General features: G+C 65.7%; 14 protein-coding genes. 5 read left to right on the top strand and 9 right to left on the bottom strand.

The window, feature by feature from the left end; all coding sequences use genetic code 11:
- Positions 1-6 precede the first annotated feature (6 nt).
- Together aguB and AC1Q6Z_RS12725 are read left to right on the top strand one after the other, a co-directional pair.
- Positions 7-879, top strand: a complete 873-nt coding sequence (aguB, locus tag AC1Q6Z_RS12730; RefSeq protein ID WP_492648077.1) for an N-carbamoylputrescine amidase — start codon at positions 7-9, stop codon at positions 877-879.
- 63 nt (positions 880-942) lie between these two features.
- Positions 943-1,821: a DMT family transporter gene (locus AC1Q6Z_RS12725; RefSeq protein ID WP_492648076.1), complete on the top strand. Its 879-nt coding sequence runs from the start codon at positions 943-945 to the stop codon at positions 1,819-1,821.
- Here AC1Q6Z_RS12725 and AC1Q6Z_RS12720 read toward each other — a convergent pair.
- From AC1Q6Z_RS12720 to speB, 6 genes are all read right to left on the bottom strand, one after another.
- The gene (locus AC1Q6Z_RS12720; RefSeq protein WP_492648075.1) at positions 1,818-2,600 is read right to left on the bottom strand and encodes a carbon-nitrogen hydrolase family protein; all 783 of its coding nucleotides are present in this window, start codon (positions 2,598-2,600) and stop codon (positions 1,818-1,820) included. The genes AC1Q6Z_RS12725 and AC1Q6Z_RS12720 overlap by 4 nt on opposite strands.
- A gap of 8 nt (positions 2,601-2,608) precedes the next feature.
- A complete protein-coding gene (locus tag AC1Q6Z_RS12715) occupies positions 2,609-3,406 on the bottom strand; it encodes an ABC transporter permease (protein ID WP_492648074.1) in 798 nt (265 codons plus the stop codon).
- On the bottom strand, positions 3,403-4,257 hold the full coding sequence (locus AC1Q6Z_RS12710; RefSeq protein WP_439615684.1) for an ABC transporter permease: 855 nt from the start codon (positions 4,255-4,257) through the stop codon (positions 3,403-3,405). Before AC1Q6Z_RS12710 ends, AC1Q6Z_RS12715 begins: the two co-directional genes overlap by 4 nt.
- Entirely contained in the window at positions 4,254-5,288 is a 1,035-nt protein-coding gene (locus AC1Q6Z_RS12705; RefSeq protein WP_492648073.1) for an ABC transporter ATP-binding protein, read from the bottom strand. Before AC1Q6Z_RS12705 ends, AC1Q6Z_RS12710 begins: the two co-directional genes overlap by 4 nt.
- A 79-nt stretch (positions 5,289-5,367) precedes the next feature.
- Positions 5,368-6,456: an ABC transporter substrate-binding protein gene (locus AC1Q6Z_RS12700; RefSeq protein ID WP_305111061.1), complete on the bottom strand. Its 1,089-nt coding sequence runs from the start codon at positions 6,454-6,456 to the stop codon at positions 5,368-5,370.
- A 171-nt stretch (positions 6,457-6,627) separates the two neighbouring features.
- Positions 6,628-7,680 (bottom strand): agmatinase, encoded by a 1,053-nt coding sequence (gene speB / locus AC1Q6Z_RS12695; RefSeq protein WP_492648072.1) that lies wholly within the window; start codon positions 7,678-7,680, stop codon positions 6,628-6,630.
- Positions 7,681-7,859: 179 nt separating this feature from the next.
- Between speB and AC1Q6Z_RS12690 the strand changes: the two genes are divergently transcribed.
- The 3 genes from AC1Q6Z_RS12690 (at position 7,860) to AC1Q6Z_RS12680 (ending at position 10,774) form a co-directional block, all read left to right on the top strand.
- Positions 7,860-8,879 carry a LysR substrate-binding domain-containing protein gene (locus AC1Q6Z_RS12690; RefSeq protein ID WP_492648071.1) on the top strand — a complete coding sequence of 340 codons (1,020 nt, stop codon included), beginning with the start codon at positions 7,860-7,862 and terminating at the stop codon, positions 8,877-8,879.
- 31 nt (positions 8,880-8,910) lie between these two features.
- Positions 8,911-10,083, top strand: coding sequence for an aminotransferase (locus AC1Q6Z_RS12685; RefSeq protein WP_492648070.1), 1,173 nt, complete (start codon positions 8,911-8,913; stop codon positions 10,081-10,083).
- Between the two features lie 223 nt (positions 10,084-10,306).
- Positions 10,307-10,774 (top strand): MarR family winged helix-turn-helix transcriptional regulator, encoded by a 468-nt coding sequence (locus AC1Q6Z_RS12680; protein ID WP_492648069.1) that lies wholly within the window; start codon positions 10,307-10,309, stop codon positions 10,772-10,774.
- 75 nt (positions 10,775-10,849) lie between these two features.
- On the opposite strand, the gene AC1Q6Z_RS12675 is transcribed toward AC1Q6Z_RS12680, so the two are convergent.
- The 3 genes from AC1Q6Z_RS12675 to AC1Q6Z_RS12665 form a co-directional block, all read right to left on the bottom strand.
- Positions 10,850-12,472 carry an amidohydrolase gene (locus AC1Q6Z_RS12675; RefSeq protein ID WP_492648068.1) on the bottom strand — a complete coding sequence of 541 codons (1,623 nt, stop codon included), beginning with the start codon at positions 12,470-12,472 and terminating at the stop codon, positions 10,850-10,852.
- Between the two features lie 102 nt (positions 12,473-12,574).
- Entirely contained in the window at positions 12,575-14,137 is a 1,563-nt protein-coding gene (locus AC1Q6Z_RS12670; protein WP_492648067.1) for a D-aminopeptidase, read from the bottom strand.
- A gap of 89 nt (positions 14,138-14,226) precedes the next feature.
- On the bottom strand, positions 14,227-15,651 hold the full coding sequence (locus AC1Q6Z_RS12665; RefSeq protein ID WP_492648066.1) for an MFS transporter: 1,425 nt from the start codon (positions 15,649-15,651) through the stop codon (positions 14,227-14,229).
- Positions 15,652-15,679 lie beyond the last annotated feature (28 nt).

The following is a 15,679-nucleotide window of genomic DNA, read 5'->3' as shown; positions in this document are numbered from 1 at the left end:
TTTGCCATGAGAACCGTAACGCTCGCCGCCACCCAGATGGCCTGCACCTGGGACATCGAGCAGAACATCGCCACCGCCGAGCGGCTGGTGCGCGAGGCTGCCCGGCAGGGCGCGAACATTATCCTGATCCAGGAACTGTTCGAGACGCCCTATTTCTGCCAGGACCAATATGCCGGCTTCTACGACCTGGCAAAACCGTTCGAAGGCAACCCGCTGATCGGCCATTTCGCGAAACTCGCCGCCGAACTCGGCGTCGTGCTGCCGGTCAGCTATTTCGAAAAGGCCGAGCGGGCGTTCTTCAACTCGCTCGCCATCGTCGATGCGGACGGCACGGTGCTTGGCAACTACCGCAAGAGCCACGTTCCGGACGGGCCGGGTTATACGGAGAAATTCTATTTCTCGCCGGGCGACACGGGCTTCAAGGTCTGGAAGACCCGGTTCGGCACGATCGGCTGCGGCATCTGCTGGGACCAGTGGTTCCCGGAGGCGGCGCGCAGCATGGCGCTGATGGGCGCGGAAATCCTGCTCTATCCGACCGCCATCGGCACGGAGCCGCAGGACCCGACGATCGACAGCGCCGGGCACTGGCAGCGCGTCATGCAGGGCCATGCGGGCGCCAACATGGTGCCGCTCATCGCCTCCAACCGCATCGGCACCGAAGAAGGCCGCAACAACACGTCGATGACCTTTTACGGCTCCTCCTTCATCGCCGACCATACCGGCGCGAAGGTGGTGGAAGCGGACCGCGAGAACGAGGGCGTGCTGGTCGCCAGTTTCGACCTCGACGCCATCGAGAAGCAGCGCTGGGGCTGGGGCCTTTTCCGCGACCGCCGGCCGGATCTTTACGGCCGTGTCGGCACGCTGGACGGGCGGCTCTGAAAAGCCCTATCCGCAGCCCGCAAACTATGCGATAGGCCGGACGATCAATCGTCTGGCCTTTCCATGTACATCGCTGAAATCCTTGCCCTGTCGGCCGCCGTCTGCATTGCGCTGAGCGGCATGCTCGTCGGCGAGTTGCGCGGCCGCCTGGCCCTCCTCGACCTCGCCCGCCTGCAGATGGGCGCCGCTTTCCTGATGACGGCCGCGGCATCGCTGGTCGTTGGCGGCTGGCGCACGGTGGAGGCCTGGCAGCTCGGCTTCCTCGCCGTCTCCAGCCTGTTCGGTATCATCATCGCCAGCACCACCTATTTCGCGGCGATCTATGCCGCCGGCCCGCGCACGACCGCGCTGCTGTTCTCGCTCACGGCGCCCTTCGCGGTCGGCCTCGGTTATGTCTTCCTTGGTGAAACGCTCGATCTCCAGCAGGGCATCGGCATCGCCTGCGTACTCTGCGGCATCGTGCTGGCGATCGGCGCGGGCAGTGGCTCCAAAGCAAAAGGCGGCGAGAAAGCGCCTTGGCTCGGCATCGCGCTCGGCGTCGTGACCGCACTCGGCCAGGCGCTTGGTAGCCTTGCCGCCCGCCCGGCCATGGCGAGTGGCGTGGAGCCCTTCACGGCGATGGCCGTGCGCTCTGGCATCGCGGCGCTGTTCTTCCTGCTTTTGATGCTCGTGCCCCTACCGGCGCTGAAGCCCGCGGCCCGCATCGAAAGGCGCGCGCTCGGTTTTGCGGTTGGCTCCGCCTTCTTCGGCGTCGGGCTCGGCATGTCGCTGCTGATGGCGGCGCTGGCGCATGGCACGATCGGCATCGTCTCGACGCTCTCGTCGATGACGCCGGTCGTCATCCTGCCGATGGTCTGGGCGCGCACCGGCATCGTGCCGGCGCCCCGCGCCTGGGCGGGTGCCGCGCTGGCTGTCGTCGGAACGGCGCTGATCAGCCTCTAGGCCGGGCGGCCGAGATCGACGAGATAGGTGTTTTCCGCCCGCGACTTCGCATAATCCTCCGGGCGGATTTCGGCGAACAGCAGCGTTTCGCCCTCGGCCGACGCTTCGGCGAGCAGTTTGCCGTCGGGCGCTGCGATGCGCGACAGGCCGGCATAGGTGAAATGGTCGTCGGCGCCGCAATGATTGATGTAGGCGACGAAGACCTGGTTCTCGAAGGCACGCACCTGGATCATGTGGTTGGCGATGAAGGTACCGGAGGAGCCCTTCGGCAGCGCCGTGGGCACCACGACGAGATCGGCGCCGGCAAGCGCCAGGCGGCGCACGTTTTCCGGAAACTCCACGTCGTAGCAGATCAGCATGCCGAGCCGGATGCCGCCCAGTTCCACCATGACGGAGGCGGGAACGCCGGGCCGGAAGGCGTTGCGCTCATAGTCGCCGTAAAGGTGGGACTTACGGTAGACGGCATTGGTGCCGATGCCATCGGTAAAGAGCGCGCTGTTGAAGGTATCGCGGCCTTCCTGCTCGGCAAAGCCTGCGACGATGGCAAGCCCGTTCTCGCGCGCGATCGTGCCGAGGCGCTCCGCCACCTCGCCGGTGGCGGGCGAAGCGAGGCCGGCGAAGGCCTTTTCCCCCGCGCCGTAACCGGTGACGGCGAGTTCCGGCACGATCAGCAGCTTCGCGCCGCCCGCCGCCGCATCGGCGGCGGCAGCCGCGATGCGCTGGAGATTGCCGTCGCCATCGCCGGCGATCGCATGCATCTGAAGGGCGGCAATGCGCATGGTTGCTCCTAGTCCTTCGTCGACATCGCGCCGAGCAGTTTCGGCAGATCCCCGAGGCGCGCGACGAGGCCGAAGATGGTGGCGGCGATCGCGACGAAGAGGATCGTCACCGAGGCCATCGTCGGTGTGTAGCCGTAGCGCAACGCATTGAAAATCTTGATCGGCAGCGTCTCCATGGTGAAACCGATCGTCATATAGGCGACGATGTATTCGTTGAGCGACAGCACGAAGGCGAACGCGTAACCGGAGATGAGGTAGGGCAGGATCAGCGGCAGGACAACCGTGCGGAAAATCGTGCGGTCGTCGGCGCCCATGGTCGCGGCCGCTTCCACCAGCGAACGGTCGATGGAGGAGAAGCCGAGCGACAGCGTCACCAGCGGCAGCGTCACGAAGAAGATCGCATGGCTGATGACGGCGGTCGCCGGCTGGCCGTAGAAGCCGGTCGCCGCCCAGAAGGTCAGGAGGCCGAGCGCCGTGATGACCGGCGGCAACGTGAAGGGTGCGACGCCGAGCAGCTGGAAAATGTTCGCCCAGGGCGCATGGCGCCGCCAGAGGAACCAGGCGAGCGGCAGCGCGATGAGCAGAGCCACGGCGGCCGACAGCGCCGCAAGCGTGATCGAGGCGAAGAGTGCGTTGCGCCATTCGACATTGGTGAAGATCTCCGCATACCAGCCGAGCGAAAAGCCCTTCGGCGGGAAGGCGAGGTCCTGCTTTTCATTGACCGAGACGCCGGCCACCACGATGAGCGGCAGCGACAGGAAGAGGCCGATCAGGCCGAAATAGGCCTTTTGCAGAAACGTGTTCATGCGGCTTCTCCCTTGCGGCCGGCATAGACCGTGAGTGCGACGAGGCCGAGCGTGACGAGCACGAGGAACACGGCCATGGCGGCGGCGAACGGCATGTTGGACTGGTAGATCGCCTGGTCGGTGATGAGCACCGAGAGCGTCCAGTGCTGTGGCCGGCCGAGGATCTGCGGCAGCAGGTAGGAACCGAGCGCGAAGATGAAGACCATGATCAGCGTCGCCACGATGGTGTTGCGCAGCGCCGGCACGACGACGGTGAAGAAGGACTTGATCGGCGAGGCGCCCAGCGTTCTCGCGGCTTCCGTGAGCGTCGGGTCGAGCCGTACGAGGGCGGGATAGAGCACGAGCACGGTATAGGGCAGCGCCTGGTAGACCATGGCGGTCAGCACCGCGCTGAAACTCGGATTGAGCGCCACCGCCTGCTCCATGACGCCGAGCATCACGAGGAGATTGGTGATGCCGGCGGTGCGCGAGAACAGCGTCGACCAGGCAAAGCCGATGATGACCTCGGACAGCGACAGGATGGAAAGCAGCGCCACCAGCCAGAGCACCTGCGTCCGGCGCTTGGCGCGCGACAGCAGATAGGTGAAGGGCACGGCGAGCACGACGCAGCAGATCGCGACCATGACCGCGAGGAACAGCGAGAAGCCGAGCACCTTGCCGAAGAACAGGCTGAGGAAGCGGGCATAATTGTCGAAGACGAAATCCGGCGTGTAGAAGCCGGACGGATCGCGCCGGAAGAAGGAGACGGCGATCATCGTCGCAAAGGGCACGACGAAGAACACGATCAGCATGCCCGCGGGAAAGAACAGCGGGCCATAATCCGTGAGTTTTTGCGGGGCTTCGCGTCTCATGACTTGAGCACCACGCAATCGGCCGGGTTGAGCTTGATGCCGACCGTTTGCCCGACCGCGACGTCCGGCCGTGCATTCGGCATGGAGACGGCGACGACCTGCTTGCCGCCGGCCTCCACGAAGGTCTCGATCGTGCCGCCGAGATCGCGCACGAAGGTGACGGTGCCGGAGATCGCGCCATTGCCGGGCGCCGTCAGGTGCACGTCTTCCGGGCGCACCGAAAGCACGCCGGACTTGAGGCCGGCCGGAATGGCAAGGCCGGTGACCGGTGTGCCGAGCACATGGGCGCCGGTGCTGTCGGCGGAAAAATCGATGAGGTTGGTCATGCCGATGAAGTCGGCGACGAAGGTATCGGCCGGGCGGCGGTAGATCTCGACCGGGGCAGCGGCCTGGCGGATTTCGCCGCTGTTCATCACCACGACCGTATCGGCCATGGTCATCGCCTCGCGCTGGTCGTGGGTGACGACGATGGTGGTGATGCCGAGGCGCTGCTGGAGTTGGCGAAGCTCGACCTGCATCGCTTCACGCAGCTTGGCGTCAAGGGCGGAAAGCGGTTCGTCGAGCAGGAAGAGTTTCGGCGAGATGGCAAGCGCGCGGGCAATCGCAACGCGCTGGCGCTGGCCGCCGGAAAGCTTGGCGACGGGGCGGTCGGCATAGCCGGTGAGATGGATCATCGAGAGAAGCTCGTCGACGCGCTTCTTCTGCTCCTCCTTGCCGATGCCGCGGATGCGCAGCGAATAGGCGATGTTCTCGCCGACCGTCAGGTGGGGGAAGAGCGCCAGCGACTGGAAGACCATGCCGAGATCGCGCTTGTGCGTCGGCACATTGGTGATGTCCTTGCCGTCGAGCTGGATCGCCCCGCTCGTCGGCAGGTCGAGGCCGGCGACCATGCGCATCAGCGTGGTCTTGCCGCAGCCGGAGGGGCCAAGCAGGCAGACGAAGGTGCCGTGCGGCACGGTCAGTTCGACATTCTTGACGGCCGTAAACTGGCCGAACTGCTTGACGATATTCTGGAGAGTCAGTCCGGACATGGGTTCCCCGCGCGGCGTTTTATGGTTTCTTGACCGGCCGGCTTTTCAGCCGGCCGGTGTCTTCGGCAATGGACAGGCCTCAGCCTGCGATCATTTCCGTCCACTTCTGGTTCAGCCAGTCGGCCTTGGTGGTGTAGAGGTCGTAGCGCGGGATGATCGGCTCGATATCAGACGACACGGCGGCGAATTCCTCGGCCGTCAGGTCGATGAGGTCGCGCTTGACCGTCGGCGCGGTGCCGACCTTGCGCGACAGGATCGCCTGGATCTTCGGCTGGCTCATGTAGTTGATGAAGGTGTGAGCCTCCTCGACCTTTTCAGACGCGCGCGACAGCGCCCAGCAGCCGGAATCCATGATGCCGCCTTCCTTCGGGAAGGTGGAGCGGACCGGCTGGCCGTCAGCGGCAGCAAGACCCGTCACGTCATGGTAATACTGGCCCATCGGGATTTCGCCCGACTTCAGCGACTGTTCGAACTGTGCCTCGTCACGATACCAGAGCCGAACATTCGGCTTCACTTCGGCAAGCTTTTCGAAAGCCTTGAGAAGGCCTTCCTCGGTGTCGAGCGCATTCGTGCCGCCGAAATGGGTCTTCGCCGTCACTTCCAGCAGGAAGGAGTTGGAGACGAGCGCCAGCAGGCCGAGCTTGTCGGCATTCGCCGGATCCCACAGCGCGTTCCAGGAGGTCGGCGCTTCCTTGAAGACATCCGTGTTGGTGACGAGCGTGATGTACCAGGCGACGGCACCGATACCGGCAACGCGGCCGTCCGGATATTTGTTGACGAAATGATCGATGAGGTTGGTGGCGTTGGGGATTTTCGCCGTGTCGAGCGGCGCCCAGAGCTCGGTGGTCTGGCCCTTCAGCATGGCGACCTGCGACATCATCGAGACGTCGGCGGGCGCCTGGCCGGCCTTGGCGGCCTGTTCGAGCTGCACGAGCCAGGCTTCACCCGTCGGCTCGGCGACGGATTCGACGGCGATGCCGGTTTCCTTGGTGAAATCGGCAAAGATGTTCTTGTCGAACGAATCCTTGAAGTAACCGCCGTAGACGCCGACCTTCAGCGACTTGTCCTGCGCACGCAGCACTGCCGGCATGGCGAGCAGCGAGGCACCGGCGACGCCGGCGCCGAGCACGGCGCGGCGGCTGACATTGGTCTTGAGGATGTCACGCATAGTCGTCTTTCTCCTGTTAGGCCGGCGGGTTGCTTCCCGCCGGGCGCGTTCCCATTGTTGCTATTCTAGAACATTTCCGCGCTTCTCCGAATCGCGAAAATGGTCTGTTTTCCTGTTTTTACGCAATACCGGACGCAAAACCGCTTCGCACTTTTGCTGGAATTGCTCGTGTCAGGCGGTCCGCGCCACGGAAGGGCTGAATACCATCAGGCTCAGAATTTCGAAGAGCACCTGCGCGCCCGCCTGGGCGGTGTTCGTGGTCGCGTCATATTGCGGGGCGACCTCCACCACGTCGCCGCCGACTAGGTTGACGCCCTTGAGGCCGCGGATCAGCTCCAGCACCTCGCGCGTCGTCAGCCCGCCGATTTCCGGCGTGCCGGTGCCCGGCGCAAAGCTCGGATCGAGGCTGTCGACGTCGAAGGAGAGATAGGTCGGGCCGTCGCCGACGATGGCCTTCGCCTTCTCGATGATGGCCGGAATGCCGAGGCCGTTCACTTCTTCGGCATGGATGACCGTCATGCCGGACTCGTAGGAGAACTCCCAGAGATATTCCGACGAGCCGCGAATGCCGATCTGGATGGTGCGGGTCGGGTCGAGCACGCCGTCTAGCACCGCGTTGCGGAACGGGCCGCCGTGGTGGAACTTGGTGCCGTCGAAGGAGCCGCCCGTATCGCAATGGGCGTCGATATGGATCATGCCGACCGGCCGCTTCTTGCCAACCGCCTTCATGATCGGGTGCGTGATCGAATGGTCGCCGCCGACAGCAAGCGGGATCACGCCGGCATCGACGATCTGGTTGAAGCGCTTCTCGATGTCGTCATGGCTGAGTTCCAGCCGATAGCGGCTCTGGAACGGCACGTCGCCGATATCGGCCACGCGCAGGTCCTGCACCGGCGCGCAGTCGAGCACATGGTTATAGGGGCCGATGCGCTCGATGGTGCGCATGGCGCGCGGTCCGAAGCGCGAGCCCGGACGGTTGGTGACGCCGAGGTCCATCGGCACGCCGGTGATGGCGACCTGGAGGTTGCCGAAGTCCGGCTCGTTGGCATCGACCGGCATATAGGGGGCGGAGAGGAAGGTCGGCACGCCGGCAAAGGGCGCAAGGCGCGTGCCGTTCTTCGTGAATATCTTGTCGGCGACCTTGCGGAAGGCGGGGTCGAACAGTTCGCCGCCGTGGCTTGCGCCGTATTTCGCCTTGAGTTCGTCGAGCTTTTTGCCGTCCATCGTCGCTACCTCACCATCAGAAATGCGGGCAGACCGGGGGCCGGTGCAAGAAGCGTCCAAACTATGTTCCCCCGGGGCTTTGCCCTCGTTTTTCACATTATCGTAATAAAACGCCTAGAAAATCAATTGATATTGTTATAGCGTTTGATGTGAGAAAAACTCACGGATCAGGTTTCCCAATGGCCTCCCGCCTGCCACCGCTCAACCCGCTTCGCGCCTTCGAGGCGACTGCCCGCCGGGGTGCCGTTTCGGCCGCCGCGCGCGAGTTGAACGTGACGCATGGCGCCGTCAGCCACCAGATCCGCGCGCTGGAGGAATCGCTCGGCACCGTGCTGTTCGAGCGCGGCGGCAAGCGGCTTAAGCTGACGCCGCAGGGCGCGCTGCTGCTGCCGGCCGTCACCAATGCGTTTGGCGAGATCGCGGCGGCGACCGCGCTGATGAAACAGCCGGAGACCAGCGGCGACATCACCATCACCTGCGTGCCGGCGCTTTTGTCGCTCTGGCTGATCCCGCGCCTCAACGCCTTTACCGACCAGTTTCCGGGCGTGCGCGTGACGCTCATCGCCTCCAACGATCCGGACCACCTGCGCTCGCTCGACACGGATGTCTGCCTGCTCTACGGCGACGGCAACTGGCCGGACTGCTGGACGCGGCTCTGGTCGAAGCTGCAACTCTTCCCCATCGCCAGCCCGACGCTGCTGAACAGCCGGCCGCTGCGCTCGCTGCGCGATCTCTCGGACCACACGCTGTTCCATGGCGATGACGGACGCGAATGGAACACCTGGCTCTCCGCCGCCGATGCCGTGGACGTGGTGCGCGGCCGCCAGCATTTCATGAGCGACGCCCGCCTTTCCACCGAGGCCGCCCTGCACGGGCAGGGCATCGCGCTCGGCGACACCATCACCGCCAGCAACCTGATCGCCCGCGGCGAGCTGGTCGTGCCCTTCGACCTCACGGTGCCGGCCTACGACGCCTTCTATGTCGCCTGCCGGCAAGCGGTGCGCCAGACGCCGATCGTCAAGGTGTTCATCGACTGGTTCTTCGCCTCGCTGGAGGAAAGCATGCCCGAGCCGCAGACCTCCGCCCGCATGATCCTGCGCGGGCGCAGCGGCCGCGCGGCGGAAAGCCTTCGCCCGATTGCGACGCCCGCCCCGGCCAAGCGCCGGGCCACTCCCACCCAGCGCAAGACCCGCGCCTGATCTTCACGACCCCGATTTTACGGACATGACCATGCCTCGCTTCAACCCGCTCGTCGAATCCCTCGCACCGCCGCCGATCCCCGCCGTCTTCGCCTGGGGCGATGCCTATGACGGCCGCAGCGGCCCGATGATCGACCTGTCGCAGGCCGTGCCCGGCTATCCGCCGCATCCCGACATGCTGCGCCTGCTCGGTGAAAATGCCGCCTCGCGTGCCTATACCGGCTACGGGCCGATCGAGGGCGAGGACAGCCTGCGCAAGGCCTATGCCAACCATGTCTCCGGGACCTACGGCGTCGCCCTTTCTGCCGGCAACATCCATGTTACGGCCGGGTGCAACCAGGCCTTCATCTGCGCCGCCATGGCGATCGCCGGTGCCGGCGATGCCGTGCTGATGACCGATCCCTACTATTTCAACCAGGAAACCACGCTCGCCATGCTGGGCATCAAGACCCGGTTCGCCGCCTGCGATCCGGCAAACGGCTTCCTGCCGGATGTCGATGCCCTTGCCGCAGCCATCACCCCGGACGTGCGCGCCGTCGCCCTCGTCTCGCCGAACAACCCGACCGGTGCGGTCTATCCGCCGGCGCTGCTTGCGGCCATCTACGATCTCTGCGCCGCGCGCGGCGTCTGGCTCATCCTCGATGAGACCTATCGCGATTTCCTGCCCGCGGGTGCCGGCAGGCCGCATGACCTGTTCAGCCGCGCAGGCTGGGAGAACACGCTGATCAGCCTCTACAGCTTCTCCAAATCCTTCTGCATTCCCGGCCATCGCCTGGGCGCGATCACCGCGGGTGCCGATGTCGTCACGCAGGTCGCGAAGATCATGGACAACCTGCAGATCTGCCCGCCCCGCTCCGCCCAGGCCGCCGTCGCCACCGCGCTGCCGCTTTTGGCCGACTGGCGCGAGGAAAACCGCCGCGAGATCGCCAGGCGCGTCGAGGGGCTTCTTTCGACGATGGCCGGCGTCCCCTCTTGGCGCGTCGGCGCGGTCGGCGCCTATTTCGCCTTCATCGGCCATCCGTTCGGCGCCGCACCTTCCGCCCGCGTGGCGGAAAAGCTTGCCAAGGAAGCGGGCATCCTCTGCCTGCCCGGCAGCTACTTTGGCGCCCGGCAGGAAGGCTACCTGCGCTTCGCCTTCGCCAATGCCGACGTCGAGACGATCGCGCTGCTGAAGGACCGCCTCAACCGATTCGCACTCGACTGAGGACGCCGAACCTATCCCTGGGTTGAGAAAAGGTGCCCCGACGCAGGCTCGGGACATCGACCAATGGGCGAAATTCAGCAAAATGATTTCTCGCCCCCTGATTGCGCGTAGAAAATTCCTGCAATCATCGATGCCGCATCTTGCGCGTGGAAAACTTGCTCCTATGCTCTATGGCAGGCCGTAAGCCGGAAACGCCGCCGGGTGGGAGAAAGATGGCCAAGCCATGGAAAAGATAAGCCAAACTTACGAGTCCAGCATCGCAGACGTGCTTGAAGCTTCCGCCGTCGCGCAAAGCGTCGTCCATCAGTTAAGGCGCGCGCACGGGCAGTTCGTCCACCGCTTCCTCCACCATTTCTCCCGTGTCGATTTACGCCCCGCCGAATTCTGCGTGCTGGCGCTGATCGCGGAGCGGCCGGGGCGAAAACAATCGGAGATTGCGACGGCGCTCGGCATCCAGCGAGCGAATTTCGTGGCGCTGATGAACGACCTCGAAAGCCGCTGCCTGACAGAGCGGCGCAGCGCTCCGAACGACCGGCGCTCCTACGCGCTCTACCTCACCCCCGCCGGCCAACACCTGCTGGCAGACGCCCGGCGCGCCGAGGCAGACTTCGAGGCCGACTGCCTCGAACGGCTCGGCAGCCTGGGCGCCCGCGAACAGTTCCTGACGCTGCTCTCGCGGTTGATCGGGTGACGTACCCCGGTTGGGTTAATCAGTCGCGCCAATAGGTGTGGGTGAGCGTCGCCTGCGATTCAGGTTTGCAGACCTCTAGCGCGCATCATGCACGACACGGCCTGCAAGCAAGGTCAGCAGGCAGCGGGTGCCCGACAGGATGTGAGGCTCGGCATTCAGGAGATCGTTGTCGAAGACGGCAATGTCGGCCCATTGGCCCGGCACAAGCCGCCCCTTCACCGCCTCGGCCTTCTGTGACCAGGCGCCGTATTCCGTGTAGGCCTGAAGGGCTTCCTCCGGGCTCAGCCGTTCGGATGCCTCCATCACCGTGCCCTTGCCGGTCTGGCGCGTGATCATGGCGTGCAGGTTCGGGAAGGGATCGGGTGAGCAGACCGGCGAATCCGAGCCGGTCGAGGGTTTCAGGCCCATGCGCATCCACGTGCCGATCGGGTAGGACGGCTTGCCCCGCGCCTCCCCGAGCACGGAAATGTAGCTGTCGCCGAAATCGTGGATGAAGGCCATCTGCGGCGCGGGCAGGATGCCGGCGGCGTGCATGCGGGCGTTCTGTGCGGGCGTGGAAAAGCCGCAATGCTCGACGCGGTGGCGGCGGTCTGGATCGGGATTGGCGGCGAGCGCCTTTTCATAGGCCGTGATGAGCTGCTCGATCGCCCCGTCGCCGATGGCGTGGCAGACCATCTGGTAGCCGCGGTCATGGCAATCCCTGACCACCGCCTCGACCGTTTCGTCCGGCAGCATCTGCACGCCGATATTGTCCGGCTCGCCTTCGTAGGGTTTCGTCATCCAGGCGGTGCGCCCGCCGGCCGAACCATCGAGAAAAATCTTGACCCCGCCGACGCGCAGCATGTCGTCGCCGACCCCGGAAAGCAGCCCGGCCCGCCAGGCGTCCTCGACGATTGAGACGCCGGGATCGCCGAGCAGCGTCAGCCAGACGCGCACCGGCAGGCGGCCGGAAAGTTTTGCCATCTCGTAGGCCTGGATTTCGGCAAAGCCGGCAACATGGCCGACCGCCGCATCCATGCAGCTGGTGATGCCGAAGGACAGGAGATGGCGCCCCGCCCGCTCGATGCCGTCGATGAGGTCCTCGGTCGTCGCGGGCGGCATGGCGGCCTTGATGAGGTTCTGGGCGTTTTCCGCAAGAAAACCGTTCAGCCGGCCATCGGTGACGCCGATCACGCCACCGTCGGGCACCGGCGTCGCCTCGTTGACGCCGGCAAGCGCCAGAGCACGGGAATTGGCGATCGAGATATGGCCGCAGGCCCGCGTCAAATAGACCGGATGATCGGGGGCGGCACGGTCGAGATCCTCGCGCGTCGGGTGGCGGCCGGTGTCGAGCTTGACCTGGTCGTAGCCGCGGGCGCAGACCCAGCCGCCTTTCGGCGTTGCCGCGGCACGATCGGCGATCGCTGCCATCAGCGTGGCGAGCGTCGGGGCTGCCGCGGGCGTGGCGTCGACGAAACCCATGGCGATGCCGGTCGCTATCAGGTGCAGGTGGTTGTCGATGAGGCCGGGGCTGGCAAAACGGCCTTCGAGATCGATGACCTGCGTGGCGGGTCCCCGGAGCGCCAGAATGTCGGCATCGCTGCCGGTGGCCAGCACCTTGCCCTGCCACACGGCAACAGCCGCGCTGATGCCCTCCTCCCGGCCGCGCCAGATGCGGCCATTGTGCAGGATGCGATCGGCTTCAATTCGGACTGCCATGCAATGCTCCCTCCAAAGCGCCGAACGGGCGGCGCCCCTCCTCCAGACACAACGCGAAATTTTGCGGACGGCTTGGCCAATTCGCTTTTGGCAGAACCCCAATCATGCCTGTTTTACATAACCGATATCCCGCGCCAGCCAGCAGCCGAGCGTCAGACCGGTGACGTTTCCCGCGCCATCGCGGATCACGCGCAGCGTCCAGTCTCCCGGCGCCGGGGCGTCCATCGAGCGGCGGGTCACAATGATCCAGAGGTCAGGGCCAGCGGGGTAGACGAGCTCGGGGCGGCCTGTGCCGAGAAAGCCCTCGGCCCAGAGATAGGTGCCGCCGTCGCGGCATTCGATGACGATATCCGCCTCCAGTTCGGAGGAACGATAGCGGCCGGCGATGCGGGTGTCCGCCACCGGCAAGACGGTGGGGACAGGCACCAGCCGCTCGGCGTGATTTTCGTGCGGACGCTCCATCAGCAGGTCCTCGCCCGCGCGGGCGATCTTGACCGTCGCGGAGGCGAGGCTGCCGTCCGGCGCTTCCGAGAGCGCTTCGACCGACGTGCCGAATCGCAGGGAAACCGTCTCGCGGCCGGGCTCCAGCCGTGCCAGCAGGCCGGTTTCCTCGCTGATCCACTGCCCCGCCCAGTTCCCGCGCAGCGGCTGTGACGCGGGATGCGGCAGGCCGAGTGCCGCGCGCGCCAGCCTGTGCGCCGCGCCATGGGCATCGCCGTGGTGGTTGAACATCACCACGACCGAGAGCCGCGCCTCGGTCGAGCACATCCGGTGAGCCCGGAAGCCGCGGAGCGCGCCGCCATGGCTGGTGAAGGCGAAATCGCCGAGGCGGGAGTGCTGCAGGCCGAAACCATAGGCGGCCGGCTTGCCATCGCGGAAGGTCTGCGGCGTGGCGATGCGCTGGTAGAGGCTGGCGGGATCGTCGCGCGTGGCATCGATCCAGCGTTCATAGGCAAGCATGTCGTCGAGCGAAGCGGAAATGCCGGCATCGCCTCGCCAGTAGATGCCGTTGTCTGCGGGCAGGTAGCCGGAAGCGTCGTTGCCTTCGTAGCCGACGACGCCATCCGCGGGCTGGCGGGTGTCGGCGGTCAGCACGGCGCCGGCCATGCCGGCCGGCTGCCAGATGTGGCGGGCATAGAGGGCTTCGAGCGTCTCGGACGAAACTTCCTCCAGCATGTCCGAAAGAATGCGGAAATTGCCGTTGCTGTAAGAATAGCGCGTGCCGGGTGCAAAATGCCCGGTTCGCATGCGGGCAAGGACCAGGCCCGCATCGGCGCGGGAAAAGGTCTGCTCCGCCTTGCCGCCGTGGAGCACGGTAAGCGCCCAGTAATCGCGCAGTCCCGACTGATTGTTGCAAAGGTCGCGCACCGTGGGTATCGGGCCTTCGAAGTTCGGCAGGTGCGCGGAAAGCCGCGCATCTAGGGCCTCGGGCTCGCCGCACACGGCGAGCATGGCTGCGCAAGTGAACTGCTTGGAGATCGAGCAGATCGGCAGCCGCGTGTCGGGCGTCATCGCATGCCGCTCGTCGAGGTTCGAAAACCCCCAGGTGCGGCGCGCCACGACCCGCCCTTCGCTGACCACCCCGATAACGCCACCCGGCCCCTGGAACCGGGCCGGAAGCGCGTCGATCTCCGCTTCGAGCCGTTTGTCGTCGATTTTGGTCATGCCGCGCTTTCCGTTGCGAATCTCACCGGCGGATATTGGTCCGGTCGCGAGCCGCTTAGCAACATGTCAAAAATCCGGGTCGCGCGCCCTCACCCGCGGCGGTGGCCGGAGACTTCCGCCCCGGCGTCACGCGGCAGCGCCAGGAAGCGCAGCGCGGAAACGAAGCCGATCACGGCGATGCAGAGGAAGGCGGCGCGGATATCCGTCAGCATTCCACCACCGGCGGTCTCGGGGAAAAAGGCGGAGGCGAGGCGGATGACCACGGCCGCGACGGCGACGCCGAGAAGCTGCGACAGCTGCTGCAACATGGCCGAGATCGTCGTAGCCGCACTGCGCTGTGCCGGCGTCACATCGGCGAAGGCGATGGTCGTCAGCGCGGTGAACTGCATCGAGCGCGACAGGCCGCAGGCGATCAGCAGGCCGAAGAGCAGGAGGCGCGGCGTCCCGCCGTCGACGAAGGCGAAGGCGCCGATGGTGAGCGCCGCGACCAGGCCGTTGACGACGAGCAGCGAACGGAAGCCGAACAGGCGGAGTGCTGGGGTCGTGACGCTCTTCATCAGGAGGTTGCCGAAGAAATAGACGAGCACGAGCGAGCCCGTCTCCACCGCGTCGTAGCCAAGGCCGACCTGGAACAGCAAGGGCAGCAAGAATGGTGTTGCATTGACCGCAAGCCGCCCTGCCGTGCCGGCTGAAAGCGTCGCGAAGGCGAAGGTCGGCACCTTCAGCACGGCCATGTCGAGCAGGGCATGCGGCGCGCGCTTGAGATGGCGGATGGCGAGCGTGCCGGCGACGAGGCCCGCGGCAAGGATCGCCAGTGCACCGGCACCGCCCGTCGAGGCGCTGGAGAGTTCCAGCCCCGCCAGCGTCAGCGCCAATGCGCCGCCGGTCAGGAGAAAGCCCGGCAGATCGAAGGGGCGCGGCCCCTCGCCCGGCGTATGCGGCACGAAGAAGGCGACGAGCACGACGCCGAGAAGGCCGAGCGGCAGGTTGATGAAGAAATTCCACTCCCAGCCCGCATGGGTGGTGATCCAGGCGCCGATCAAAGGCCCGATGACGGGGGCGATCAAAGCCGGCCAGGTGATGGTGGCGATCGCCCGCACCAGTTCCGCCTTCGGCGCGCCGCGCAGCACGAACTGGCGCCCGACCGGCGTCATCAGCGCGGCGGATGCGCCTTGGAACAGCCGCGCCGCGGTGAATTCCGCCAGCGAGCCGGAAAATCCGCAGGCGACGGAAGAGAGCGTGAAGAGCACGATGGCCGAAAGGAACACCGCGCGGGCGCCAAACCGATCGGCGAGCCAGCCGGCGGGCGGAATGAACACCGCCATCGCCAGCAGATAGGCCGTAAAGCCGATGTTCAGCGTCACCACATCCGTGGAAAAGGCATGCGCCATCGCCGGCAGCGACGTCGCGATGATCGTGCTGTCGAGCATCTGCATGAAGAAGGCCACGGCGACGACGGCCGGGACGATGCGGGTGCGGTGGAGCGGTATCGGCGAAGCGGGAATGGAGGACATCACAATCAAGAAAAAGGGGCACCGGCGC

Source organism: Shinella sp. GW835-FHT14H05 (assembly GCF_058793575.1).
The sequence above is the reverse complement of the archived record's forward strand: the minus strand, read 5'-3'. Positions and strand labels throughout refer to the sequence as shown.

Excerpts from the sequence above, each read along its gene's own strand:
- AC1Q6Z_RS12665 (WP_492648066.1), bottom strand. The coding sequence starts at position 15,651 with ATGTCCTCCATTCCCGCTTCGCCGATACCGCTCCACCGCACCCGCATC.
- speB (WP_492648072.1), bottom strand. The coding sequence starts at position 7,680 with ATGGACGGCAAAAAGCTCGACGAACTCAAGGCGAAATACGGCGCAAGC.
- aguB (WP_492648077.1), top strand. The coding sequence starts at position 7 with ATGAGAACCGTAACGCTCGCCGCCACCCAGATGGCCTGCACCTGGGAC.
- AC1Q6Z_RS12710 (WP_439615684.1), bottom strand. The coding sequence starts at position 4,257 with ATGAGACGCGAAGCCCCGCAAAAACTCACGGATTATGGCCCGCTGTTC.
- AC1Q6Z_RS12725 (WP_492648076.1), top strand. The coding sequence starts at position 943 with ATGTACATCGCTGAAATCCTTGCCCTGTCGGCCGCCGTCTGCATTGCG.
- AC1Q6Z_RS12715 (WP_492648074.1), bottom strand. The coding sequence starts at position 3,406 with ATGAACACGTTTCTGCAAAAGGCCTATTTCGGCCTGATCGGCCTCTTC.
- AC1Q6Z_RS12685 (WP_492648070.1), top strand. The coding sequence starts at position 8,911 with ATGCCTCGCTTCAACCCGCTCGTCGAATCCCTCGCACCGCCGCCGATC.
- AC1Q6Z_RS12670 (WP_492648067.1), bottom strand. The coding sequence starts at position 14,137 with ATGACCAAAATCGACGACAAACGGCTCGAAGCGGAGATCGACGCGCTT.
- AC1Q6Z_RS12690 (WP_492648071.1), top strand. The coding sequence starts at position 7,860 with ATGGCCTCCCGCCTGCCACCGCTCAACCCGCTTCGCGCCTTCGAGGCG.
- AC1Q6Z_RS12705 (WP_492648073.1), bottom strand. The coding sequence starts at position 5,288 with ATGTCCGGACTGACTCTCCAGAATATCGTCAAGCAGTTCGGCCAGTTT.
- AC1Q6Z_RS12700 (WP_305111061.1), bottom strand. The coding sequence starts at position 6,456 with ATGCGTGACATCCTCAAGACCAATGTCAGCCGCCGCGCCGTGCTCGGC.
- AC1Q6Z_RS12720 (WP_492648075.1), bottom strand. The coding sequence starts at position 2,600 with ATGCGCATTGCCGCCCTTCAGATGCATGCGATCGCCGGCGATGGCGAC.
- AC1Q6Z_RS12675 (WP_492648068.1), bottom strand. The coding sequence starts at position 12,472 with ATGGCAGTCCGAATTGAAGCCGATCGCATCCTGCACAATGGCCGCATC.
- AC1Q6Z_RS12680 (WP_492648069.1), top strand. The coding sequence starts at position 10,307 with ATGGAAAAGATAAGCCAAACTTACGAGTCCAGCATCGCAGACGTGCTT.